Annotated in this window: 21 protein-coding genes; 9 read left to right on the top strand and 12 right to left on the bottom strand. The window is 58.7% G+C overall.

Translation table 11 applies throughout. The features are described from left to right. Positions 1 to 148: 148 nt before the first annotated feature. From A8V01_RS16745 to A8V01_RS16705, 10 genes are all read right to left on the bottom strand, one after another. The gene (locus A8V01_RS16745; protein WP_103097083.1) at positions 149 to 1,432 is read right to left on the bottom strand and encodes a dihydrolipoamide acetyltransferase family protein; all 1,284 of its coding nucleotides are present in this window, start codon (positions 1,430 to 1,432) and stop codon (positions 149 to 151) included. A gap of 1 nt (position 1,433) precedes the next feature. Next, on the bottom strand, positions 1,434 to 3,776 hold the full coding sequence (locus A8V01_RS16740; RefSeq protein WP_103097081.1) for a transketolase: 2,343 nt from the start codon (positions 3,774 to 3,776) through the stop codon (positions 1,434 to 1,436). A 298-nt stretch (positions 3,777 to 4,074) separates the two neighbouring features. Beyond that, entirely contained in the window at positions 4,075 to 4,806 is a 732-nt protein-coding gene (locus A8V01_RS16735) for an EthD domain-containing protein (protein WP_170065956.1), read from the bottom strand. Positions 4,807 to 4,885: 79 nt separating this feature from the next. Then, the gene (locus A8V01_RS16730; RefSeq protein WP_103097075.1) at positions 4,886 to 5,623 is read right to left on the bottom strand and encodes an SDR family NAD(P)-dependent oxidoreductase; all 738 of its coding nucleotides are present in this window, start codon (positions 5,621 to 5,623) and stop codon (positions 4,886 to 4,888) included. Positions 5,624 to 5,656: 33 nt separating this feature from the next. Then, positions 5,657 to 6,022 (bottom strand): hypothetical protein, encoded by a 366-nt coding sequence (locus tag A8V01_RS28255; protein ID WP_146037293.1) that lies wholly within the window; start codon positions 6,020 to 6,022, stop codon positions 5,657 to 5,659. Between the two features lie 14 nt (positions 6,023 to 6,036). Continuing rightward, a complete protein-coding gene (locus A8V01_RS16725) occupies positions 6,037 to 7,080 on the bottom strand; it encodes an NADP-dependent oxidoreductase (RefSeq protein ID WP_103097072.1) in 1,044 nt (347 codons plus the stop codon). Next, a complete protein-coding gene (locus tag A8V01_RS16720; RefSeq protein WP_103097069.1) occupies positions 7,077 to 8,129 on the bottom strand; it encodes a phosphotransferase in 1,053 nt (350 codons plus the stop codon). The genes A8V01_RS16725 and A8V01_RS16720 overlap by 4 nt, the downstream gene beginning before the upstream one ends. Next, positions 8,126 to 9,301 carry an acyl-CoA dehydrogenase family protein gene (locus A8V01_RS16715; protein ID WP_103097067.1) on the bottom strand — a complete coding sequence of 392 codons (1,176 nt, stop codon included), beginning with the start codon at positions 9,299 to 9,301 and terminating at the stop codon, positions 8,126 to 8,128. Before A8V01_RS16715 ends, A8V01_RS16720 begins: the two co-directional genes overlap by 4 nt. 176 nt (positions 9,302 to 9,477) lie before the next feature. After that, positions 9,478 to 10,404, bottom strand: a complete 927-nt coding sequence (gene kce / locus A8V01_RS16710) for a 3,5-dioxohexanoate:acetyl-CoA acetone transferase (protein ID WP_103097064.1) — start codon at positions 10,402 to 10,404, stop codon at positions 9,478 to 9,480. Between the two features lie 56 nt (positions 10,405 to 10,460). Further along, positions 10,461 to 12,890 carry a TonB-dependent receptor gene (locus A8V01_RS16705; RefSeq protein WP_103097062.1) on the bottom strand — a complete coding sequence of 810 codons (2,430 nt, stop codon included), beginning with the start codon at positions 12,888 to 12,890 and terminating at the stop codon, positions 10,461 to 10,463. A 212-nt stretch (positions 12,891 to 13,102) separates the two neighbouring features. On the opposite strand from A8V01_RS16705, the gene A8V01_RS16700 reads away from it, so the two are divergent. The 4 genes from A8V01_RS16700 to A8V01_RS29330 all read left to right on the top strand — a co-directional run bounded on the left by A8V01_RS16700 (position 13,103) and on the right by A8V01_RS29330 (position 16,374). Then, on the top strand, positions 13,103 to 13,915 hold the full coding sequence (locus A8V01_RS16700) for a fumarylacetoacetate hydrolase family protein (RefSeq protein WP_245892660.1): 813 nt from the start codon (positions 13,103 to 13,105) through the stop codon (positions 13,913 to 13,915). A 25-nt stretch (positions 13,916 to 13,940) separates the two neighbouring features. Continuing rightward, a complete protein-coding gene (locus A8V01_RS16695; protein ID WP_103097056.1) occupies positions 13,941 to 15,578 on the top strand; it encodes an FAD-dependent monooxygenase in 1,638 nt (545 codons plus the stop codon). Positions 15,579 to 15,607: 29 nt separating this feature from the next. After that, positions 15,608 to 16,000, top strand: a complete 393-nt coding sequence (locus tag A8V01_RS16690; protein ID WP_103097054.1) for a nuclear transport factor 2 family protein — start codon at positions 15,608 to 15,610, stop codon at positions 15,998 to 16,000. A gap of 158 nt (positions 16,001 to 16,158) precedes the next feature. After that, a complete protein-coding gene (locus A8V01_RS29330; RefSeq protein ID WP_245892658.1) occupies positions 16,159 to 16,374 on the top strand; it encodes a hypothetical protein in 216 nt (71 codons plus the stop codon). Here A8V01_RS29330 and A8V01_RS16680 read toward each other — a convergent pair. Continuing rightward, positions 16,365 to 17,021, bottom strand: coding sequence for a TetR/AcrR family transcriptional regulator (locus A8V01_RS16680; protein WP_245892656.1), 657 nt, complete (start codon positions 17,019 to 17,021; stop codon positions 16,365 to 16,367). The two genes, A8V01_RS29330 and A8V01_RS16680, sit on opposite strands and share 10 nt — an antisense overlap. A gap of 523 nt (positions 17,022 to 17,544) precedes the next feature. On the opposite strand from A8V01_RS16680, the gene wrbA reads away from it, so the two are divergent. The 3 genes from wrbA to A8V01_RS16665 all read left to right on the top strand — a co-directional run bounded on the left by wrbA (position 17,545) and on the right by A8V01_RS16665 (position 19,524). After that, the gene (gene wrbA / locus A8V01_RS16675) at positions 17,545 to 18,144 is read left to right on the top strand and encodes an NAD(P)H:quinone oxidoreductase (RefSeq protein WP_103097108.1); all 600 of its coding nucleotides are present in this window, start codon (positions 17,545 to 17,547) and stop codon (positions 18,142 to 18,144) included. A 195-nt stretch (positions 18,145 to 18,339) separates the two neighbouring features. Continuing rightward, a complete protein-coding gene (locus tag A8V01_RS16670) occupies positions 18,340 to 18,681 on the top strand; it encodes a hypothetical protein (protein WP_146037292.1) in 342 nt (113 codons plus the stop codon). A gap of 288 nt (positions 18,682 to 18,969) precedes the next feature. After that, positions 18,970 to 19,524: a VOC family protein gene (locus A8V01_RS16665; protein WP_103097048.1), complete on the top strand. Its 555-nt coding sequence runs from the start codon at positions 18,970 to 18,972 to the stop codon at positions 19,522 to 19,524. A 686-nt stretch (positions 19,525 to 20,210) separates the two neighbouring features. Here the strand turns inward: A8V01_RS16665 and A8V01_RS16660 are convergent. Beyond that, positions 20,211 to 21,110, bottom strand: a complete 900-nt coding sequence (locus A8V01_RS16660) for a LysR family transcriptional regulator (RefSeq protein WP_103097045.1) — start codon at positions 21,108 to 21,110, stop codon at positions 20,211 to 20,213. Positions 21,111 to 21,214: 104 nt separating this feature from the next. Between A8V01_RS16660 and A8V01_RS16655 the strand changes: the two genes are divergently transcribed. Continuing rightward, positions 21,215 to 22,375, top strand: coding sequence for an NAD(P)-dependent alcohol dehydrogenase (locus tag A8V01_RS16655; RefSeq protein ID WP_103097042.1), 1,161 nt, complete (start codon positions 21,215 to 21,217; stop codon positions 22,373 to 22,375). Positions 22,376 to 22,404: 29 nt separating this feature from the next. Further along, positions 22,405 to 23,484, top strand: a complete 1,080-nt coding sequence (locus A8V01_RS16650) for an MBL fold metallo-hydrolase (protein ID WP_103097040.1) — start codon at positions 22,405 to 22,407, stop codon at positions 23,482 to 23,484. The last annotated feature ends 16 nt before the right edge of the window (positions 23,485 to 23,500 follow it).

Here is a 23,500-nt window from a genome sequence, read left to right as displayed (position 1 = left end):
GGATCTGGGGCATACAGGGTATCATGAGCGGCCATGCCGGCCGACAGGACAAAGCGTAGGACGCATGCTCCAAGGAACGGCGCAAGGGCCGTACGGTTCTAAGCCTGTAGGAAATCAGAACCGCATCGCTGATGCGGTCCTGGGCTGATCAGGCAACCAACTGCATCGGGCTTTCTACCAACTCCCTAAACGCGGCCATGAATTGCGCAGCCGTGGCACCATCAATCGCGCGATGATCGAAACTGGCCGTCGCAGCCATAATAGTGGCCAATGCCAACTGGCCATCGACTTTCCACGGCTGTTCGATGCCCGCCGCTACGCCCAGAATGAGCGCCTGAGGCGGGTTGATCACCGGGAACATCTCGTCGATGCCGAACATGCCCAGATTGGAAAGGGAGGCAGTTCCGCCCTGATAATCTTCGGGCGACAGCTTGCCGTCTCTCGCCTTGAGCGCAAGGGCCTTGCTTGTCTGCGCGATACCCGACGGTGACAGCGCGCCGGCATCGCGAATGACTGGAGTGACCAGGCCTCCTTCAACCGCCACGGCCATCGCGATATCCTGCCGGCTGAAGCGATGCAGCACGTCGCCCCCGTACTGCACATTGACGTCTGGAACCAGCGCCATCGCAGTTGCCATCGCCTTGATCAGCATATCATTGACCGACAACTTGATCCCCCGCGGTGCCAAGCCATCGTTCAACGAGATGCGAAGCTGCAGCAGCGGATCCAAATTGCAGCGCACCGTCAAGTAAAAGTGCGGCACATGGCTTTTCGACTCCGTCAAACGACGCGCAATCGTTTTGCGCATTGTCGTGAGTTTCACGGTTTCGACCGGCACGCCGCCAGGCGGATCATAGATAGGCGCAGGCGATATGGGAACCGCAGCCGGCGCTATGGCCTGCTGGGCCGACGCGAGCAGCGAAGGAATTCCAAGGTCGGCCTTTACGATCCGACCTCGCGGGCCACTACCAGCCAAGCCTTGCAACGATATGCCGCGCATTCCTGCGATCCTGCGCACAAGCGGCGATGCGTTGACCCTGCTGTTGTCGATTTGCGCGAGGGGCTCCGCCGACTTCGCTGATTCGTTTACCGCTGCTGGCCCAACAGCAGGCTCGGCGACAGGCGAACCGGCCTCTGGAGGCGGGGGCGTTGCCTTGGCCTCGCCTTCCATTCGGTTGGGCGCCTGCTCGCCAGCGATCGCGACCGTGGCTATGACTGTGCCGACCGGAACGTCCTGGCTTCCTTCAGCAACGGCGATCGACACGATAACTCCTTCGTCGGCGGCCTCATATTCCATGGTCGCCTTGTCGGTCTCTATCTCCGCGATCGTGTCGCCCGGACTGATAGTATCTCCGATGCGGACCAACCAGCGAGCGAGAGTGCCCTTTTCCATCGTCGGCGAGAGCGCCGGCATCGTCAGTTCGATAGGCATGTTATTCCCCGAGAAAGAGTTCGGCGGCCGCCTCGATTATCGCGTCGCTGTCCAGCCGATACGTCCGATAAAGGTCAGGCAAATCACCGGTCTGGCCAAAGTTGTCGACGCCGAGCGGACTGACGCGCATGCCCCTGACGCTGCCTAGCCAGGAGAGCGCCCCTGGCGATCCGTCGATCACTGTTACCAGGCCTGCGCCTGGCGACAAGGCGGAGAGGAGTGTCTCGATGTGGCTGGGCGCCGCGCTGGCGCCCTTCCATCGTGCGGCACGACCAGCGGACCATCCGCGATGAAGCAGGTCGGGCGATGTTACACTGAGCAGTCCAAGCCCTGGCATATCGTCGGACAGGCTCTCCCAGGCCATGAGCGCCTCTGGGGCAATAGCGCCGACAAAGACGATGGCCGCTTCCGCGCCGGGATCCGGGCGACGCAGCCAATATCCTCCCTTGAGAGCCCCTTCTTCCCAATCCGAGTCGGCTCGCTCGATCTGTTGGATGGTGCGCGTGCTCAGCCGGAGATAGACTGAGCTGCCGGCCGGCTCCTGCATATGGTCGAACGCGAAGCGCATCAGCAGCGCCACCTCGTCGGCAAAAGCCGGCTCGAAATATATGAGGTTGGGCTGCCCCATTCCGATCAACGGCGTGTTGATCGACTGGTGCGCGCCGCCCTCCGCGCCAAGCGTCAGGCCTGAGGGCGTTCCCACAAGGAGAAAGCGCGCGTCTTGGTAGCATCCATAATTAAGGGCATCCAGACCGCGCGCGATGAAGGGATCATAGACGGTGCCGACCGGTAACAGGCGTGTACCAAATTGCGGAGCGGCAAGTCCGAGCGCAGTGAGCAACAGGAAGAAATTGTTTTCCGCGATCCCTAGTTCGAGATGCTGCCCAGCAGCGTGGCCGGACCACTTCTGCGCCGAGGGAATCTTGGCCGCATGGAACACATCCTCAAGTTCGCTGCGGCGGAACAGGCCACGTCGATTGACAAATCCTCCTAGATTTGTGGTCTGCGTGACATCCGGCGCAGTCGTTACGATACGATCGCCCAATGGGTCTCCCGCCTTGGCCAGATCCATCAAAATTCGCCCGAATGCGGCCTGCGTCGACTGCTCCTTGCCCTCAGGCACAGGCAGGCGGGCCGGAACCGGCACGAACTGCGCCTGATGCTCAGGTGCCGTGGAGGCGAAAGCGCTGCGATCGACAAAAGCCTTGAGTTCGGCCGCGACATTGTCGCCAAGCCCGCCATAAGGCTCCCACTCCTCGCCTTCCGCAATATTCAGGCTCGCGCGCAATTCAGCAATCTGGGCCGGGTTCATCATGCCCGAATGATTGTCCTTGTGACCAGCCAATGGCAGTCCGAAACCCTTGATGGTGTATGCGATGAACAGTGTCGGCGCCTCGTCATCGGCAGCGGCAAAGGCTTCCAGTAGCGTTTCCACGCAATGACCGCCTAGATTCGTCATCAGTGCGGCGAGCCCATCATCGTCGTAGCTCTCGATGAGGCCACGGGCATTTTCCTTTGCGCCGATATCCGCGAGCAACCGCGTGCGCCACGCTGCGCCGCCTTGATAGGTGAGAACGGCATAGTCCGCGTTTGGGCAGTTATCGATCCATTCCTCCAAGCTCTTGCCGCCCGGCTTGCTGAAGGCTTCTTTCTGCAATTTTCCATTCTTCAGCGTCAGGACGCGCCAGCCGCATGTCTCGAAAATATCGTCGAAGCGCCGGAACATCCGATCGGCTGTAGTCGCATCGAGAGACTGGCGATTATAATCCACGATCCACCAGCAGTTGCGGACGTCATGCTTGTAGGCTTCGATCAGGCATTCGTAGATGTTGCCTTCATCGAGCTCTGCATCGCCCATGAGCGCGATCATGCGCCCGGCATCCTCCTCCCTGATCTGGCTATGGGCGATCAAGTAATCTTGAACCAGGCTTGCGAAAGCGGTGATGGCCACGCCTAGGCCGACGGACCCGGTCGAGAAATCGACCGGTATCTGGTCCTTGGTACGCGACGGATAGCTCTGCATGCCTCCCAAGCCACGGAATCGTTGCAACTGGTCGAGACTCTGGTTTCCCAACAAATAATGGATCGCGTGCAGCAGCGGACCGGCATGGGGCTTGACGGCAACCTTGTCCTGCGGTCGGATCGCACCAAAGTACAACGTCGACATGATCGTACTCATCGAGGCGCAACTCGCTTGATGCCCGCCGACCTTCAACCCGTCCCGTTTCGGTCGGATGTCGTTGGCGTTATGCACCGTCCAGGACGACAGCCACCGTAGGCGGCCATCGAGCGTTTCCAATGCGTGGACCTTGTCATTTCGCGTGCCTGATATCGCAATAGACATGGCTATCCTCCAAGAAATTTCGAAAGCACGATATTGATCCCAACAAACAATTATCTTTTATACCGGCCCAAGAGCATCATATTTTTTGGCGTTGCAATTATTGATGACAATTGCGGACATCTACCTGCAAAGTATCTTCATGGTATCAGCACTGTATTTGCGGATTTATGGTCCTTCGGGCGCAAAACTATCGATCAATGCGCCCGATCCATGAATTCCGCGCTGTGTTCTACTATATCGCTCTTGCGCGACCGGATGAAGAAGCCCAGCGGCATGTTTATCACCAATCCGCCAATCGTCAGATTTTCTTCAGCAACTGGGCGGAAAGCGCATAGCCGGGGAGGACACGGCTCTCGGTCGCGACCTGCTTCATGCCTGCCCGGTCTATAACGCGGTCAAGATTGAGCCGCTCCGCTATAGCCTGCTCTTCCTCAAGAAACCTAGGAATGTCATGCGGCGACCCGAACCAGAATTCGTCCACGCCATCGGCGAACTTCACCGGGAACGCTATCTTCGTTCCGACCAGCGCGCGGTTCTGAATGTAGGCCTGCGTTAGCCCACGAATGGCTTCAGACTCCAAGATCGCCGCCGCATAGTCCTCTTGCCATACCTTGTTGAGCTGAGCGATTTCGACATTGGGGTGGCGCTCGACAAACCGGATGAGCTTGAACCTCGGACGGGTGCTTCCGCCGTATATCGAAACATCTTCGGCGAGTGCGATGCCGAGGTTTTCGAAATTTCCGAAGCGCTTCTCATCCTCTCGAAGAATCTGATAATCGGGAACCTCATAAGCCTCGAGAAGGCTGTCCTCACTTTCGAACCATATCTCGGAGCAGTTGAGAAATGGTGTGGCCGGCGCCGGAAATTCTAAGCCCAGATCGATGGCATAATTCTGGATATAGAGCAGCATGTACCTGTTAAAGGACGGCACTGTATCAATCAGGGCCGGATGGCGTAGCTCGTAATGCGTACGAGCGTCTTCGGGCGATATACCCTGCGGATTGCTGGATGCGCCGATGAATTTAATCATGGATCGACCCTCGTTCTCATGGCTCGATTTAGAGCCCGATGTCTGACGAAAATGGCTTCCTCGACAGATCGGTGCGGCGTCAACCGATGCCGCCATCGACGAGAAGTTGAGCACCAGTCACGTAGCTCGCGGCATCCGAGGCGAGGAACGAGACGGCTGCAGCTATCTCATCCGGCGTGCCCCTCCGCCCGAGGGGAATGATCGTATCGTAGAAGGCGATCCGTTCGGCTGTGTTCGTTCCGTGGAGCATCGGCGTATCAATGATGCCGGGTAGGACAGCATTCACGCGGATCCCGAGTGGCGCGAGTTCCGATGACGCGAGCTTTGTCATGCCGCACACGGCCCACTTCGTGGTAGCATAGGCGAAATAGCCCGGAATATTGTCCTGGCCGGCGCCAGAGGATATGTTGATGATCGAACCTTTGCCCGCCGCCTTCATGATGCCGAGCACAGCGCGCATCCCCAAAAAGCAGCCGAGCTGATTGACCCGGTAGTGAAAGTCCCACATCTCGAGATCAGTGACCTCGATAGTACCGGGCCTATGAACACCCGCATTGTTGACGAGCACGTCGATCGTGCCGAAAGCATCGACGGCAGCAGATGTCACCTGCTCCCAAGAGGTCAAATCGCTAACATCGTGCTCAATGAAAACAGCATTGGAGCCAAGCGTCTCGGCAAGCGCCTGCCCACTTGGATTAATATCTGTGAGAACAACTTTTGCGCCTTGGGCGACGAACATTTTCGCTTCGGCGGCACCCTGCCCGCTCGACGCACCTGTGATGATGGCGACCTTGCCCGCCAGCGCTTCCTCTACCATTTCTTTCTGCTCCTCAAATAAAAACTGATTTGTTCATGTTTCCAACTTCGGATTCAAACCAGACATGCATGCGGCTGACCAAGTCGCCGCGGCAGATGCAGCCGCTACGATATCGTCAGGTTGCAGTTCGCGCTGTGTTTCACTGGACATCGGAATTAAACCCTCCGTTGAAGAGGTCCTCGACGACTGTTTCCAAACCTGCTCGATCAGTTCGATTGTACAGGGATGCTCGATCGACTTGCCCCCTGAGAGCAGGCCGGTAGCAAAGTCGGCAATTGTGATTGAACCGCAACCGGCATTGAACTTCGGACAGCGGCATTTGAAGAGCGGGGTGAACTGTCCGGGAATATCGGAACCAGAGGTCAGACGTTCTCCAGTATTTTCCCGCAATATCGACATTTGACGGCATGACGTTATCCGCCTTGCTGTGGGTCACGGACAAGGTCTTCCGCGGCGGCAAGGCGGATGATCAACTTACCCTTATTGGCACCATCGTAGAGGTGCTTGATCGAGCCGGGCGCAGCATCCAGCCCGTCCAATATGTCCTCGGCGTATCGGATGTCGCCAGCGCGCACCCAGTTAGCGATGGCCGAAATCGCTTCGGGGAAACGCGCCTTGTAATCGAGCGCAATGAAGCCCTTCATCGATGCACGCTTGGTCAGGAGGTGTCGTTCGACGCGCGGGCCGAGCGGCCAGGGGTTCCAAGTGGAGAGCGCCGCCGTACCGCAGACGGCAACCCTGGCTCCATTGGCTAGGTTCGCAAGCACCGCATCGCTGATCGCGCCCGCAGTATTATCGAAATAGCAGTGAACGCCTTCCGGACAGGCTGCCGACAGTGCCGCACGCAGGTCCGGTTCGGCCTTGTAGTCGAAAGCCAGGTCAAAGCCGAATTCATCGACGCATTTGCGGCGTTTCTCTTCGCCACCCGTGATCGCGATTGTCCTGCATCCCAAAGCTTTAGCGATCTGTCCCGCGCATGATCCCACCGCGCCCGCCGCTGTCGAGATCACGACCGTTTCAGCAGCACGCGGGGCACAGATGTCCAAAAGCCCGAAATAGGCGGTCACGCCGTTGAGACCGAGGACACCTAGCGCACTGGAGAGGGGCAAGTCTCTCTCCGATGCGCGCAGGAGAACCTGCTCGGCATCTGCAACGGTATATTCCTGCCAGCCGAACAACCCGGTGACGCGATCTCCTGCCACGAATTCGGGATTTCGGGAGGCGATGATCTCGCCAACCGCAAAAGCCCGCATGGTCTCGCCCGGCTCTACGCGAGGAAGATAATTGCCTTCGTCCAGGAGCCAGCCGCGCATGGCGGGATCGACGGACAGATAGGCATTGCGGACCAGGAATTGCCCTTCGCCGAGCTCCGGGATTTCCGCGTCACGGACGGCAAAATGCTCCGCTCCTGGGATCGTCTGAGGCCGGGAACGCAACCAGATCTGTCGGTTCTTCATTTCCGTTCCGCCTCTTCGCGGGCAATTTTCGCAATGATCGGAAGGTCTTCAACCAGGCTCTCTGCTCGGGCCGATGCTGCGTTACCGCGCAACAGCCTCCCATGAATTCCATGAATGATCGCGGCAAAGCGAAACAGGTTGAACGTCAGATAGAATGAAAGGTCGGGAATAGCGTCTCGCCCCGTCCTAGCGCAGTAGGCGGCCAAATATTCAGCCTCGGAAGGAATGCCCAGTTTCGCAAGATCCTGGCCCGCTAGACCCGCGATCGTCAGACGCGGCATGCGATAGGTCATGAGGTGATAGGCAAAATCGGCAAGGGGATGCCCCAGGGTCGACAGCTCCCAGTCAAGAACGGCAACCACCTTCGGCTCGACCGGATCGAAGATCATATTGTCCAGCCGGAAATCGCCATGGACGATGGCAACTTCGTCGCTGGCCGGGATATGTTTCGGAAGCCAGTCGATGAGCCAGTCAAGGTCAGCGTTGCGTGGAGCCAATGGATCGCCGAGATATTGCTTGGACCAACGCGCGATCTGACGCTCACAATAATTGCCGCTTCGACCATAGTCGTCCAGGCCGAGGGAAGCCGGAGAGATGGAATGCAGCGAGGCGATTGTCGCGTTCTGTGAATCGAAGATCGCGCGTCTGGCTTCCGGGGCGACGCCTGGAAGTGCAGGATCGACAAAATTCCGGCCGGCCATCATTTCCATGACGTAAAATGGCGTTCCGATGATGGAGGCATCTTCGCAAATGGCATAGATGCGGGGTACAGGCACCGGTGTGTCGGCCAGCGCAGACATGACGCGCGCTTCCCGCTCTATGGCATGAGCCCCCTGGACGATCGGTCCGGCAGGCTTGCGCCGCAGGACATAGTCGCGCTGGGCAGTGGCGAGTTTATAGGTCGGATTGGATTGGCCGCCACTAAATCGCTGCACTTCCAGCGGCCCCCGATAGTCGGATACATGGTGGCCGAGCCATGCGTCCAACGCTCGAGTATCGAGTTCACCCCCGTCCCCCTCGATCTTGTGAACAGTCGCGGGATTGGTCATGAACCACTCTCTTCACGCTTGATCTGCTTGGCGATGGACCATTTATGCACTTCGGTCGGACCATCATAAATTCGGAATGCCCGAATTTCGCGGAATATCTGTTCGACCACCGTATCGGACGATACGCCGGTGCCTCCCATGATCTGGACGCAGTTGTCAGCCACCTTAAATAGGGCTTCTGAGATCGCAACCTTCGCCATTGAGCTCTCAGTCGTGCCCTTCTCGCCGGCATCAAGCAGTCCTGCACACCAATCGATCGTGAGTTCGCTCTGCTTCAACGCAATCCGATTATCCGCGAGCATGAAACCGACAGCCTCATGGTCGATCAGAGGCTTTCCGAACGCCATCCGTTTGATGGCGTAGTGCGCGGCGATTTCCTGCGCCCTCGTGGCTGCACCCAACCAGCGCATGCAATGTGTGAGACGAGCGGGCGCCAATCGTACCTGAGCATAGGCGAAGCCTTCGTGAGCGCCGCCCAGGATATCCTCATCGGTCAGACGCAAGTCCGTAATAGTAAGGGTGGCATGGCCGCCGGGCATCGAGCTATCGATTGTGCTCGGCACACGGTCGATACGGATAGCTGGGTTGGGCAAGGAAACAAGGAACATGGTAGCGGCTACTTTGCCGTCGCCGCGATCCGTTCGCGCCATCAGAATCGCGACTTCTGCTCCCGCAAAGCCGGTGATAAAGGCTTTCCGTCCGTTGACGACCCAAATCTTACCGTTCTGGTAAGCGGTGGTCATCAGCATAGCGGGATCGGACCCTGCGCCGTTTTCCGCAGCGGGCTCACTCATCAGGAACGCCGATCGTTTGCCAGCGAGAAGCGGATGGAGAAAGCGCTCGCGCTGAGATGGCGTCGCAACCTTGCTTAGCAGGTGTATATTGCCCTCGTCGGGGGCGGCAGTGTTGAGCGCCAGCGGCCCCAGTGGCGAGAGGCCCGATGCGCGCAATATCGGCGCGATTTCCCTGTGCTCGAGCGGAACGCCGTCGACGGCAATATGGGGATTGAACAAGCCAGCTTCTCGCGCCTTCGCGCGCAGCTCCTGTATCAGCGCTTCGTCAGGACCGTGGCTGGTACGCCGACGGTCGGTCTCATACGGAACTATGATGTCCCGCACGAAGCTCTCGACACGCTCGGCAAGCTGGAGGTGGGCCTTTGTGGTGACGGCCATCAGGTGGGCCGCCGTCCATGGACCACGAAAGCCTCGACCGTCATATATCTCGCTTCTAAACTCATTCAGTCATCCTTCTCGAATTCGGTGGCCTGCTGACCATGCCGATCGGCTCACTTGGCTGTCTCGGAAGCCGATCGGAAAGCGACAAGCCGTCGGAAAGTCCCGGCACACCATCAGAAGTTGGTATTGTCGCCGCCTTTCAGGGCGAGGATCCCTCGGGCTTCCGCAGGCGTCGCAATATCAAGCGACAAGGGTTCGAGGATCGATCGGATCAGGCTGACCTGCTCGGCGTTGGATCTGGCCAGCCGGCCCTTCCCGGCATAAAGCGAATCCTCCAGTCCGACGCGCACGTTCGCCCCGTTGAGCGCACCCATCGTGATGAACGGAATTTGGTGTCGGCCAGCGGCCATGACCGACCAGCGATAGTCGTCTCCGAAGAGCTTGTCGGCTATGCGCTTTGCATGAAGCAGGTTTTCCGTGTCCGCGCCGGCGCCGCCCAGTATCCCGAAGATCGACTGAACGAACAACGGAGGGGTGACAAGCTTCCGGTCCAGGAAATGCGCAAGTGTGTAAAGATGAGCCGTGTCATAGCATTCGAATTCAAACTTTGTGCCGTGACCCTGCCCTAATCGGGTGAGTATTTCTTCAATGTCCTTAAAAGTGTTTTTAAAGACCCAGTCGCGGGAGGCTTCGAGATGCGCAGCTTCCCAATCATATTTGAAGTCGGGATAGCGCTGCAACATCGGATACATGCCAAAGTTCATCGAACCCATGTTGAGCGAACAAAGCTCAGGAGAAGCAAGAAGCGGGGCCGCCAGGCGCTCGTCCATGGACATGCCTTGCCCGCCGCCGGTCGTAATGTTGACGATGGCGTCGGTGCCTTGCTTGATCCGCGGCAGGAATTGCATGAAAACATCGGGATCGGCCGTGGGCTTCCCGGTTTGAGGGTCGCGCGCATGAAGATGCAATATCGCCGCACCTGCTTCAGCGGCCTCGATTGCCTGAGCGGCAATGTCATCGGGAGTGAATGGCAGATGCGGCGACATCGTTGGCGTGTGAACCGCCCCGGTGACCGCGCAGCTGATGATGACTTTCGACACTTGGATAATCCTTTCATTGCAACGCTTCAGTGGCGTCGCAAACGGGGCGGCTTGATTTAGTAGCGGTAGGTGAGATTGATGCCGTAGGTGGCGGGCATGCCTGCGGTGCGCGCTATCGTGTCCACGTTGTGGGTGGCTTGGATGAGATAGAATTTGTTGAAGACGTTCCGGCCATAGATTTGCGCCTTCCATCGGCCGCTCGAGTCCTCGATGCCGGCGCGCAGATCGACAGTCGCATAGCCGGGCAGCCGGAACTCGGGGGAACCACCAAAAGCAGCCACAGCCTTGGTGCGGTAACGCGCCGCAGCGCCCACGAAGATGTTGTAGCGGTCGTTGGCGGCGAAGCTGTACTGCGTGTCGCCTGACAACTGCCATTTGGGTGTGCTGGGCAGGGTCTCGCCCTTGATATCGACGATACTGTTGAACGAGTTGCTCGTCAGGAAGGAGCTATCGACCTTCGCATCTACATAAGTCGCGCCGCCATCGAAGGTGAGGCCTTCGATCGGCTGAAAGTTTATGCCCACTTCTGCGCCACGCACGCTCGCCTTGGGAATGTTGATCAGAGCGATCAAATTGCCGAAGAAGGTCGGAAGAAAGCCAAGCGTCTGCTTGTCGGTATAATCGTAATAAAAGGCGGCACCCGTCAGTTGCAGCCGGCGATCGAGAACCGACGCCTTGAAGCCTGCTTCATAGGCCAGAACAGCTTCCTGGGTCGCCGGATCGAACGTGTCAGGCGTAAGCGCAGGAAGTGTCGAAAAGCTGCCGGACTTATATCCCTTTGTGATGTTGGCGTAGAGCATCGTGCGCTGGTTGGGCTTCCAGTCGATGCCCGCCCGCCACGAGATATTATCCTCGGCCAGAGAGCGCTGAACGATGGGCAATGGCACGCCGGGCGTGCCGACGGAGCTATTACCGAAGGTCACGCAAGCGCCCGGCGCAATGGTCGTGGGAACTCCTGTCACTATTTCCGAAAGAAGGGCGAAGGCATTGGCGAGCCTCCCGTCGCCGCTATCATAGAGGCAGCCGTTAAGCTTCCGCTTGGTGTCGGTATAGCGCGCGGAGCCCTGCAGGTTGAGATTGCTGGCCAGCGCATATTCCAGGCTTCCGAACACGGATGCTGCTTCCACCTTTTGGTGGGAGCTCGTGCGAAAGGTGTAATAGCGGAACGGCCCTACCCCCGAGTTGGAGCCGAAGGATACAGCATTCTGATCATCTTGCGTACTGTCATGCGCATAGTTGCCACCGATCATCCAACGCAGTTTCCCATCGAAAATTCGTCCGGCGACGCGAAGCTCCTGCGAGAATGATTCGATCTCGGCATCGACGACCGCCCTGAAATTAGGCTGCGGTACGCCGTCAGGATCGATTGGCGATTCTTGCTGATAGCGCGAATAGGCGCTGATGGAGGTCAGCGTCGTCTCAGGGCCAAGGTCCAGATCGCTCCTAAGGGAGGCTTGGTAAAAACTGTCGTCTTTCTTCAGATTGACGTTCGGATCCCAATCTGCAGCACGCGGGTCGTTCGGAGCGGGCTGGTTCGCCCTAATGTCCGGCTCAAAGTCCGAATAGGATGGCGAACTGGCCGCATAGCCCACATATTGGGACGCTATTGTATCGCTCTTGTCGACCCATCCATTCAGGTTAAGCGAAAAGCGCAAGCTATCACTTGGTGACCAGTCAAAGAGGATTCGGCCTGTAGTAAAATTGCGCTTACCCAGTTCGTCATTGCGCGAAACGCTCTTCTGCCAGGGACCGCGCTGTTCCGTGCGCACCGATACGCGCGCCTTGAGGGTGTCGGTCAAGGATCCGCTGAGGAAAGCCTGGGCTTCGACGCTATCGAAACGGCCATAACCAAGATCTGCGCCATATTTCAGCGTGTCGGTCGGCTTGGCGGCGATGTAGTTGACTGCGCCCCCAGTCGAGTTCTGGCCAAACAGCGTGCCTTGGGGACCCTTGAGCGCCTCGACGCGCTCCACGTCCAGTAGAGCACCTGATGTCATCACCGAGTAGGGCAGCGGCACTTGGTCGACATAAACCGATACGGCCGGCGGCGCGGCGACCGACACGTCATAGAAGCCAATGCCGCGGATCGTGAAGATCGGCGCGCCATACAGTGTAGATTGATAGGCAAATCCGGGAACCACCTTTTCGAGCTCAGCCGATGAGGTGACGCCGGCGGCTGAAAGCTTTTCCCCAGTAGCAGCCGTGATGGAGAGCGGAACATCACTCAGCCGCTCAGATCGCTTCTGCGCCGTGACGACGATATCGTTGAGTTGAGCCTGCTCGCTGGTTGCCACCGCGTTGTCGGATTGCGCATGGGCGTAGAATGGCGCCGTGGCCGCGCTCGACGCCATCAGCATCGCGATGGTACCTTTCATCTTCATCTCCCTCTCCATTTTTTTGCTGTTTTCAGCGGTTTGAAGCGACGGGAACGCCCCGAAGTTTGCTGCCCAACCCTGCAGTGATGGGCTGAGCAACCGCCCGGACATTGTAAAATCCGCGCGCCCTTATTACTGCTCATATGATCAGTAGCAAGACTTTTTTTCCCGGCTGTGCGCCTGAGCCATGTTGGTAAGTTAGCGTTACGCGGGTTGCTATTGTTCGATAACTCAGTAAGCAATGAATCGGAATGCAGGCGCTGATCTGCGGCTAATGAAGGGAGAACGCGATGCGGTTGGCGCGATATGAGCTTGAGGGACAAGTGAAGATCGGTGCGGTGGAGGGAGAGTCGATCGCGCAACTGTCATCTAGGATCGGTCACCTCGGCAATGATATGATTCAGCTGATCGAACGCTGGCCCGAACTACGCGATCATGCCGAACGGTTAAGGGGCAAGGTCGACTGCCGCGTTAGCGATGTCACATTTCTAGCGCCGGTAGAGCGCCCAGGTAAGCTTTGGGGCATTGGGCTGAACTACAAGGATCATATAGAGGAGAGCGGTGGGGCCATACCGGAAGACCAGACCTGGTTTGCGATGGCCAATACGACGGTAACCGGCCCTTTCGGTGACATAGAACTGCCACGGGTCTCGACCGAACTGGATTATGAGGCCGAATTAGTGTTCGTTGTTGGTGCTCGCGTTCGCTACGCGACCGCGGCACAGGCCAGAGATGCCATTTTCGGCTATTGCGTGGGCAATGACGTCAGCGTGCGAGACTGGCAATTCCGCACGGGCCAGTTCTCGATAGGCAAGGCCTTCGACACACACGCCCCATACGGGCCGTGGATCGTAACAGCCGATGAAATCGACCCCCTCGCGCTTCCAATCCGCAGTTTCGTGAACGGCGAACTACGACAGCAATCCAGCACGCGACATCTGCTTTTCGGACCGGTCCAGCAGGTTGAGCATCTAAGCAAGGTCATGACGCTGGAGCCAGGTGACGTCTTCTTTACCGGCACCCCAGGCGGAGTCGGGGCCGCAATGAAACCGCCAAAATATCTAGAGGTCGGAGATCAAGTGCGCGTGGAAATCGACGGAATTGGGCACATCGAAAACACAGTCACTAAAGGCTGACAGTCATATAGATTAGGAGAGCAACGTGACAACCAACCATAGCCCTGTCTTGATCGTGGGGGCCGGGCCTGTCGGAATGGTGCTGGCGCTGACGCTGGCCCATCTCGACACTCCCTCAATCATCGTCGAACGTAATCTGCACACCACCCGTCATCCTAAAATGGACCTGACGAACGGACGGAGCATGGAGATCTTCCGGGCGCTGGGAATCGCCGATGAACTGCGCGCCGTTGCAGTCCCTGCAGATCAGCCGCTCGACGTGATTTGGGCGACCTCACCGGGCGGGCATATTCTCCATCGCTTCGCCTATCCAAGCCCCAATGCGGCACGCGAGATAGCGAGACTGAACAACGATGGCACCGCCACGCATGAGCCCAGCATGCGGGTCTCCCAGGTCGTACTAGAGCCTGCCCTCAAAGCGCAGTTGGATGCCTCGCCCTTGATCGACGTCCGCTTCGGCTGGGCTTTCGACGGGCTACGGCAGAGTAATGACGGTGTCATCGCTAGCCTGTTCTGCACTGACACAGGGATGAACGAGGCGGTAGCCTGCGATTATTTGGTGGGGTGTGACGGCGGCGGGAGCCGCGTCCGCGACGCAATAGGAATAGAATCCGAAGGCGATTACGCGATCGCAGAGTTCTACATGATTCATTTCCGCTGCGCGCGAAGCGACGTATTTACACGTTTTGGTCCTGTATTCCATCTTCAAACCAGCTCGGGCACGCTCATTTCCCAAAACGGCAACGACATTTGGACGCTCCATGTCTTAGCGCCTCCCGATGCCGACCCTAAGACCCTGCTCCGCGATTTTGTCGGCGCGGAAATTGATGCCGAGATCCTTGTCGCCAATCCCTGGACACCGCACATGACGGTCGCCAAGACTTATCGCGATGGCCGCGTGTTTATCGCGGGGGATGCCGCACATCAGGTCATCCCTACGGGCGGATATGGCATGAACACAGGCGTAGGGGATGCAGCCGATCTCGGCTGGAAGCTGGCAGCAGTCTGCAAAGGCTGGGGCGGAGAATCGCTGCTAACCAGTTATGAGGCCGAGCGGCGGCCAGTCGCGCTGCGTAACAGGGAAGCTGCAGCCCGGCATGTCATCGTCCGGCAACAGATCAGCGAACAGATCCATAATGCGCAGGCGCTGGGCGACCTCGACGCACCTGATGCGGCCCATAGGCGCATCGCCGTTGGAAGAGCGATCGCGGCGCTGGGAAACTTGGAAAATGAAAGTTGGGGCATCGAGCACGGCTTCACATACTGCGGCTCTCCGCTATTAGAAAGCGAGACGGTCGAACCCACGTTTAATCCAGAGCGGTGCGAGCCCAGCACAGCGCCAGGCTGCAGATTTCCTAACTACTATCTCGACAATGGAAGGCCGATTGCCGACAAGTTCGGGCGTGGTTTTACCCTGCTCGCCATCGGCTCCGTCGAAATCGGGCGGATTGACGCGTGCGCCCTCGCAATTGGAATGCCTCTCAAGATCGTACGGCTGGAGGTCGAGCCCTCGACCCAGAAGCTGGAAAGCCTCATCATTCTGGTGCGCCCCGACCATCATATAGCATGGCGCGGTGACCAGCAGCCAGATGACTGGCGGCCGATCCTCAATCGCGTTGTCGGCTTAGTCTCGCCACTCATACCCGAGGAGCGAGTGGCGTGAGAGCGGTCCTTTCAAATGACGCAGCGCGCATGCCCTGCTCCGCCTTGGTCGCTGACTACGCCTATCTGGTAGATCACCGTCAATTCGCCCGTGCTGTAGAGTTGTTCACGCCCGATGGGCGGATAGAGCGTCCTGACCTTATCTCTAACGGACCTAGCGAAATTCTGACGCATTGGACATCGCGCCCCGCTACGGTCGTCACCTGTCACGTGTGCAGTCCGCCAAGTTTTCGGGAATTGTCTCAAGATCGCGCGATGGCCGTCACCTACTTCACCCTATATCACCTGACATATGACGGAGAGGGCACACCTCCAATGAATGATCCGGTGGCACTAGGCGAATTTCACGATTGCTTTGCGCTGACCGCACTGGGCTGGCGCTTTAAGACGCGCGTGGTGCGTGCAGTGCTCAAACGAGCATAGCGAAGGCACGGTAGATCTGGCGCTAAGGTGTCGGCTCTCTGACCTGTGTCGCTACCGGATGATTTTGGCGGTGATCTTCTGCACGACGCTAAATCAGTCGCCGGCTGAACCAGATTAATCAGCCAAGCCCTGACCCACCGCAGGGGAAAGGAGCGGACATGAATATTATTGGCCTTTCGGCCATAGTGACCGGCGGCGCGGTCGGGTTGGCAAAGCGACAACGGCTACTCGCAGAGCAAGGCGCAGAAGTCACGATACTCGACCTGAATGAGGATGCCGGCTCTGCGGCGACGCGCCGACTGGACGGGTTGGCAGACGATCTCGGGATATCACAATTTTATTTATGCATGGCGCCGAAAATTGATTACTGTTGAATAAATATCATCCCACAAATCATGTCAATCGTGGCTTCTATTTCGATTTTGGAGAATGGATTTCGTTTTGTCAAAAACTGATATTCAGCCGATACGGAAAACGGGACTGCTGCCATACCCACGATGGCAAAGCGCAATCGTTCCGGACTGATTTTTCGAACGGCGCCTTCGGCTTGCGCTTCAGCAATGAGATCGCACATCGCTTCGTAGGGTGCTCGGTTTACATTTTCGATGATCCAATTTAGCCGCTCCGAAGGTTGGTGGGCTTCGAGGGTCATCAGACGGTGAAGTTCCGGCACTTTTGCAAATAGTTCGACCAACGCTCGGATCGCCACCATAAGTCTCTGCGCAGCCGTCATAGTATCATCGCCGCTTGCGAGCAGCTGCTCCATCTTCTCCATGGAAGCGATGTCTTGGAGAACAGCCCTCCAAAGTTCGTCTTTGGTTTTGAAATGGTATAATAAAAGGGATTGCGTGACTTGCGCATCGTTTGCGATAGCTCTCGTAGATGCCCCTTCGAACCCAACAGTAGCAAAGGCGTGAAGTGCAGCCGCCAGCACTCGCTCCCGCACCTCCTTGGGACGGCGAACGCGGCGAGGCGTTTTCGCCATTCCACTTGGCTGTTTCAGGTCGGTCTCTGCGGACACCGCCCTACGTGCTTTGCGCGGATTAACATCTCTCATAGCGCAGAGTTACGAAGGAACGTGCCAAACCGCAACTCCTGTCGGCTCCGAATCGACTTATTTAGACTGTTCAATCGATCACGTTCAACGCTGATCCCAGTTCACGGATGGCGATCTTCCACCACGAGGACGAAATCTCATGATTGCAACAACGAGCAGGTCAAGCTGGCGGCAACGACAATCGCTCAGCCCTCACTGTGCCAGTAAATCAAGCTCTGGCAAAGCTGAAGCCCCGCCATTGACATCTGACGGATAGTTCGCGTGCCGGCTGGCTCAGGTGGCTCGACCAGCTCGCTGACCCCAATCCTTGTTGAACAACTCTATTGATCATATGAACAGTAGCGCGTAAGGTGACGTCTCATAGCGTGCCTTGGCTGCTTTCATGAACCAAGCCCTCGAACCTGCGGATACAGACAACCTCTTCATCCAGGGTCGGGGTGCATGGCATATTCAGGTGGGTTCCGCTTGAAATATCAAAGGAATGTCGATGGCTAAGGTCCTTGTTCTTTACTATTCCAGCTACGGACATATCGAAGCGATGGCTGAAGCAGTCGCAGAAGGGGCGCGCAGCGTCGGCGCTACGGTCGATATCAAGCGCGTGCCAGAAACGGTGCCAACCAAGGTTGCTCAGAGCGCATATTTCAAACTCGATCAGGCATCTCCGCTTGCCGTCATCGAAGACCTTGAAGCCTATGATGCCATTATTGTGGGAACGGGCACACGCTTTGGCCGCATCTCCTCGCAAATGGCGTCATTCCTGGATCAAGCTGGTGGGCTCTGGATGCGCGGCGCGCTTAATGGAAAGGTCGGGGCCGCGTTTACATCATCTGCCACCCAACACGGCGGACAAGAGACTACGCTGTTTTCCATCATCACTAACCTTCTGCATTTTGGCATGACCATCGTAGGCCTGGACTATGGCTTTGGGGGCCAGATGGACAATAGCGAGGTCACTGGCGGCGCCCCGTATGGCGCTACGACGGTCGCCAACGGCGACGGCAGCCGCCAACCAAGCGCAACGGATTTGGATGGCGCGCGCTATCAGGGCCGTCGCGTTGCGGAGGTGGCCGCCCGGTTGTTCGGTTAACCCATCGAGGCGGCCGAACTGCATGTCAGACAGACACAGCCTTCTGACATGAAGCTCGGTCACGGTCGTTGCCGACCTACGGTTGAGGCATCGGCGAATTCGCAAACCGCGGGCGTTCCCGGCAGGGCGAAGTCTCCTGATGCACCCTCGCCATCCTGCACGGTTGTCCAACCGGCTTTTGAAAAGGTCAATCGAATGACTGTCGCTGCTACTATTACGACCCGAATTGTCGTTCTTTTTCTCATCGGTGCCGCCGGCCAAGTCGGTGGTAGCTTGCTACTGGGCCGCACAGATGCCTTCCGCAATATCGGCTGGAGCATCATTTGCCTCAGCGTTTACATGGTCTCTTTCTGGGCCCTTGCAACGGTCATACGTGAAGGAGGGCCGCTCAGCCTCATCATGCCTGCGCTGGCTACCATCGTGCCGATCGTGACGATAATCGTGGCCGTATTCGTAATGGGCGAGGCAGCATCATGGCAGCGCCTGGGGCTCTTGCTTTTTGCCTGCCTGGTCATCGGTTACGCAGGAACCGTCTAGCTGTGTCGCGGTGACCCCAGGTACTTCATGGTATCGCAAATCGCTTTCGACGCGCAGGCGGGCGCTAGCGGAGACAATGCATTAGCTGTCTTGGAGATCAGCAAAATTGCTATTCAATTGAACATCCCTGCGTCGCCGTGAAACGGCGTGGGACCGTCGTCTACGCTGCACACCGGCGCGTGAGGCACGAAACCTTTTATTGATCATATGAACAGTATTATCTTTGCGCGGCGCAATTGACGCTTCCCGAGTAGGGGGCCGCTCTCGTGCAAACACAGGAGAAGATACATGAAGGTACAGACGGATAGCGACTCTCTCAAACCATCTTACATCGCTCATTTCGTTATCAGAACGAGCCGTTTTGCGCAGACCTTGCGATGGTATAAAGATGTGTTGGACGCGCGCGAAGTCTACCGCCAGCCTGGCCTCTGTTTCCTTACGTTCGACGAAGAACATCATCGCGTTGCCATCGCCGAAGAGGCGGACCTCAGGGATTTCGACGAAACCGTCGCGGGGATCGATCATATTGCGCTCACGATGAAGTCGATCGCTCAACTTGCCGATTTTTACGAGCGTGCGAAATCCAAAGGTATCCTTCCCTTCTGGTGCATCAATCACGGCCCTACAACATCGCTATATTACAAGGACCCTAATGGAAGCCGCATCGAGTTTCAGTGCGACCAGGTGAGTTATCCGGGAGGCGCAGCCGCCTTTTTCGAGAGCGACGAGTTCGCTAGGAACCCACTGGGGATTGAGTTCGATCCTGAAGCGCTCTTCTCGCGCGTGCGCGCCGGGGAAGCGCCCGAAGTCATTCTGGCCCGCGCGGACTCCTTGCCCCGGTAGTAACCCACCGCAATCCGCCCTTAGCCCTGATTACAGCTTGTAGATTAAGATAGCGCTCCGAGTTGGATCAACAGGTATCTTCAACAGCTTGTGGCCGTGAACGCTGCAACGCTCGCGTGGCCGACGCTGCTGGCGATTTTGTCTCAGCACTATCGCCGCCTTCAACGAGAGCATGCGGGTGAGCGCGCAAGAGATGCCGCGTTTCTTCGTTTTGCAGGCGGTATCGCGTTCACCGGCAGCTCCTCCCTCGAGCCGGCGCTCTGCTAGGCACCACGAGCGCCCTGCGGCGTTGCGGCGGCGCACTCGTCAGCTTCGCATGATGTTTGGCGTCGTTCATGCCAGACCGCAGTCACCGGTCCGGCGCTGCTCGGCAGTTAAATGAATTGACGGCTCGCAGCAGGCGCCGCCGAGCAGGCAGCTTGAGCCGAAACGATCCGGCGCTCAGCAGTGCTAGGTCTTGCCCCGATCTGTACCTGGCGAGACTCGTCTCATCGCGCGTATCGCGGCGCCTCCCTGAGATACGGACCGAGGTGAGCGCCAGCGCGGCAGGTAAGGAGGAGGCGACTACTGCCGGTTCGGGATGGACACAGCCACTTATCCTCCCGGCGATCGGAGCGATCATGGCGGCGCTGGCGATCTGCGGCGCCATGTTGATTGGCCGCATTCGGACGGGTCTGACTGGCACCTCAGACTTCGCGATCAAACTTTTCGTAAAGAAAAGCGACGAGTGCCCGCACCCGTGCAATACCAGCGCGTGCTGGCGGCATGAGAATCTGCAGGTCGCCGCCTTCGTGCGAGAAGTCCGGCAGCACCGCCTCGAACTCGCCGCGTGCCAGCGCCTCTTCGACCATGAACATGGGGACGAGCACGATGCCGAGACCCGCGCGCGCCGCGGCCAGCAGCATCCGCCCGTTGTCGGTGCGGAAGCGTGAATTCATCCGCACGGGCTCCAAGCCGTCTGGTCCCTTTAGTCGCCAGCGGCCGGGATCGAGCGCATAAAGGATAGTATCGTGGTCGGCCAGATCCGCCGGCCGTGCGGGACGCCCCCGCGCATCGAGATAGGCCGGGCACGCCACCATCGCCCATCGCACCTTGGCCAGTTTGCGCGTGATGAGGATCGAGTCCGGAACAGCACCGGGCCAGACCGCCAGATCATAGGCTTCCGCGATCATGTCGACTTGGCGATCGGTGAACCGGACGTCGAACTCGATGCGCGGATAGCGCGCTGCGAACTCGGCAAGTAGCGGTGCCAGCAGGAACTCGCCGAAGGCGGCCGGCACCTGGATGCGAAGCTGCCCGAAGATCTCGCTGGTCGACTTGGTAACTATCTCGCGGGCTGACTCAAGCTGCAACAGGCCGGCGGCGGCCCGCTCGTGATACTCGCGGCCGATATCGGTCAGCGTCGTGCCGCGCGGGGTGCGCGTCAGCAGCTGGGCGCCAAGCACCCCCTCCAAGCGGCTCACGCGGCGGCTGACGATCGATTTGGCGATGCCGAGGCGCGCCGCTGCATTGGCGATGCTCCCCGTCTCAACCACGCGGACGAAAGCGATGACATCGAGCAAATCAACGGGCGCGGGTTCCGGCATACGCAACTCCAAGTTCCTGCCTTGGCGGCTATTGCAACAGCACGTGAGCGGTAGACCAGACGGCGACGCAGCGGAAGACCGCATACGACCTCATGGAGGACCCGATGAATCAGCCAGCACCCGCCAGTTCCGCGCTGCAACAAGCCACGATCACCCATGCCCGCGCGGCCGTGGTCGAGCAAAAGGATGGACCGTTCATCATGCAGGACATCGCTCTCGAAACACCGCGAGCCGACGAAGTTCTAATCCGCATGGTCGCAACCGGCATCTGCGCCACCGACTCGCATGTCCGCCAACAACTTATGCCGTCGCCGTTGCCCACCATTCTCGGTCACGAAGGCGCTGGCGTCGTCATGCGGACCGGCACATCGGTCACCCATCTAAAGCCGGGCGACCATGTCGTGCTGTCCTATCATTCCTGCGGACAGTGCAAGCCGTGCCTGTCCTCTCATGCCGCCTATTGCGAGAAGGTCTGGGAGGCGAATTTCGCAGGGGCACGGCTGGACGGCACCATCGGCGTCGAGCGACAGGGCGTCGACGACCTCCATGCGCATTTCTTCGGCCAGTCGTCCTTCGCGACCTATGCGCTGGCTCACCAGCGCAACACCGTCAAAGTGCCGGATGATGTCCCGCTGGAGATTCTGGGGCCGCTAGGGTGCGGCTTCCAGACGGGCGCGGGCGCGATCCTCAAGGCGATGAAGGTGCCTGTGGGCGCGAGCGTCGCAGTCTTCGGCGTCGGCGCGGTCGGCCTCGCCGCCATCATGGCGGCGAAAGTCGCGGACGCCGCAACCGTCATCGCGATCGACGTGAATGCCGAACGGCTCGCGCTCGCAAGCGAACTCGGAGCGACGCACGTCGTCAACGCCGCCGACGCGCCGGACGTCACGGCCGCAATCCGGGCGATCACGCCACGCGGGGTCGAGTTCGTCCTCGATACCAGTGGGCGGGCCGCCAACCTGGATGCCGGGATCGGCGCGCTGGCGGCGATGGGCCATTTCGGCTTCGTCGCCTTCAACGCGCATTCAGGCGCGCTCGTCGACGCATCGCGCCTGACCGTCGGGCAGACGCTGCGCGGCATCATCCAGGGCGACGCAATTTCCGCGCTGATGATCCCGGAACTGATCGGCCTCTACCGTACCGGTCGCTTCCCCTTCGACCGTCTCATCACCTTCTACGACTTCGCGGACATCAACCAGGCATTCGACGACGTAGCCGCGGGCCGCGTCATCAAGGCGGTGCTGCGGTTCGACGCCGCACACGCCTGATCTCTTCACTATCAAGAGGAATCAGACCCATGTGCAACAATCATCAAAAGCACATTACCGCCAGCGATACGCCGGCGTTCTTCGCGATCGACAACTATGGCTTCCCCGAAGCGGGTGAGCATCCGGCGGACCCACCCAACTATTATCCGCCCTACTTCTCCAGCGAACGCTTTCAAAGGCTGGGCTACCATGTCGAGGAGCTTCGCGACGGCTTCTATTGGGTCACGAGCGGCGGGTACGACGCGGCCTTCGTCGTGACGAACGACGGCGTGCTCGCAATCGACGCACCGCCAACGATCGGCGAGAACATGCTGGCGGCGATCGAGGAGGTCACCGACAAGCCCGTGACGCACGTCATCTACAGCCATTGGCACACCGACCATATCGGGGCAGCATCGGTGTTCGGCTCGGGCGTTGAGATTGTCGCGCACGAGATAACGAAGGAACTGCTCGAACGCTTTCCCGACCCGAACCGCCCGCTCCCGACTCTGACGTTCGACAAGGATTACACGCTGAACGTCGGCGGCGTAACTCTGGAGTTGTCGTACAAGGGCGAGAACCACTGCCCTGGCAACATCTTCATCTATGCGCCGGCTCATAGAGTGCTGACCGTCATCGACATCATCAGCCCTGGCAGCGCGACCTTCATGCATTGCGATGCGTCGCAGAACATCATGGGCTGGTATCAAGCGCAACAGCAGTTGACGGAATTCGACTTCGACTTCCTGGTCGCCGGTCATCACATGTCTTACGGCACACCAGAGACGGTGAAAGCCTCAATCGAATACTTCGCCGACGTCCTCGACGGCGCACAGGCTGCAGTCGACCGCTTCTCCCGGTCCGACGCTCTCATCGGCGTCCTCGACGGCGCGGGCTGGGACAAGGTATTCGTCGGGACAGAAAACTGGATCAACTCCATGGCGAACTACGCGACGAAGTATGTGCTCGAGAAGCGCAGCAGCAACGGGCAGCTGTGGTCGGAACGGCTGGCCGGAGTAACCACCCAGACGAAGTATCACGCCTACACGGTGCTGGAGTCGATCAGGCTCGAACGCCCGCGGCCGAACTATCGCCTGCGCGGTGAGAACGCGCCGCCCTTCCTGACCTGACACCCGCGGCCTCGCG

Origin of the sequence: Novosphingobium guangzhouense (genome assembly GCF_002896965.1) — a bacterium.
Classification (GTDB): domain Bacteria; phylum Pseudomonadota; class Alphaproteobacteria; order Sphingomonadales; family Sphingomonadaceae; genus Novosphingobium; species Novosphingobium guangzhouense.
Note: the sequence above shows the minus strand (reverse complement) of the source record. Positions and strands in the feature narration are given on the sequence as shown.

Excerpts from the sequence above, each read along its gene's own strand:
- A8V01_RS16745 (WP_103097083.1), bottom strand. The coding sequence starts at position 1,432 with ATGCCTATCGAACTGACGATGCCGGCGCTCTCGCCGACGATGGAAAAG.
- A8V01_RS16740 (WP_103097081.1), bottom strand. The coding sequence starts at position 3,776 with ATGTCTATTGCGATATCAGGCACGCGAAATGACAAGGTCCACGCATTG.
- A8V01_RS16735 (WP_170065956.1), bottom strand. The coding sequence starts at position 4,806 with ATGATTAAATTCATCGGCGCATCCAGCAATCCGCAGGGTATATCGCCC.
- A8V01_RS16730 (WP_103097075.1), bottom strand. The coding sequence starts at position 5,623 with ATGGTAGAGGAAGCGCTGGCGGGCAAGGTCGCCATCATCACAGGTGCG.
- A8V01_RS28255 (WP_146037293.1), bottom strand. The coding sequence starts at position 6,022 with ATGTCGATATTGCGGGAAAATACTGGAGAACGTCTGACCTCTGGTTCC.
- A8V01_RS16725 (WP_103097072.1), bottom strand. The coding sequence starts at position 7,080 with ATGAAGAACCGACAGATCTGGTTGCGTTCCCGGCCTCAGACGATCCCA.
- A8V01_RS16720 (WP_103097069.1), bottom strand. The coding sequence starts at position 8,129 with ATGACCAATCCCGCGACTGTTCACAAGATCGAGGGGGACGGGGGTGAA.
- A8V01_RS16715 (WP_103097067.1), bottom strand. The coding sequence starts at position 9,301 with ATGGCCGTCACCACAAAGGCCCACCTCCAGCTTGCCGAGCGTGTCGAG.
- A8V01_RS16705 (WP_103097062.1), bottom strand. The coding sequence starts at position 12,890 with ATGTCCGGGCGGTTGCTCAGCCCATCACTGCAGGGTTGGGCAGCAAAC.
- A8V01_RS16690 (WP_103097054.1), top strand. The coding sequence starts at position 15,608 with ATGCCCTGCTCCGCCTTGGTCGCTGACTACGCCTATCTGGTAGATCAC.
- A8V01_RS29330 (WP_245892658.1), top strand. The coding sequence starts at position 16,159 with ATGAATATTATTGGCCTTTCGGCCATAGTGACCGGCGGCGCGGTCGGG.
- wrbA (WP_103097108.1), top strand. The coding sequence starts at position 17,545 with ATGGCTAAGGTCCTTGTTCTTTACTATTCCAGCTACGGACATATCGAA.
- A8V01_RS16670 (WP_146037292.1), top strand. The coding sequence starts at position 18,340 with ATGACTGTCGCTGCTACTATTACGACCCGAATTGTCGTTCTTTTTCTC.
- A8V01_RS16665 (WP_103097048.1), top strand. The coding sequence starts at position 18,970 with ATGAAGGTACAGACGGATAGCGACTCTCTCAAACCATCTTACATCGCT.
- A8V01_RS16660 (WP_103097045.1), bottom strand. The coding sequence starts at position 21,110 with ATGCCGGAACCCGCGCCCGTTGATTTGCTCGATGTCATCGCTTTCGTC.
- A8V01_RS16655 (WP_103097042.1), top strand. The coding sequence starts at position 21,215 with ATGAATCAGCCAGCACCCGCCAGTTCCGCGCTGCAACAAGCCACGATC.
- A8V01_RS16650 (WP_103097040.1), top strand. The coding sequence starts at position 22,405 with ATGTGCAACAATCATCAAAAGCACATTACCGCCAGCGATACGCCGGCG.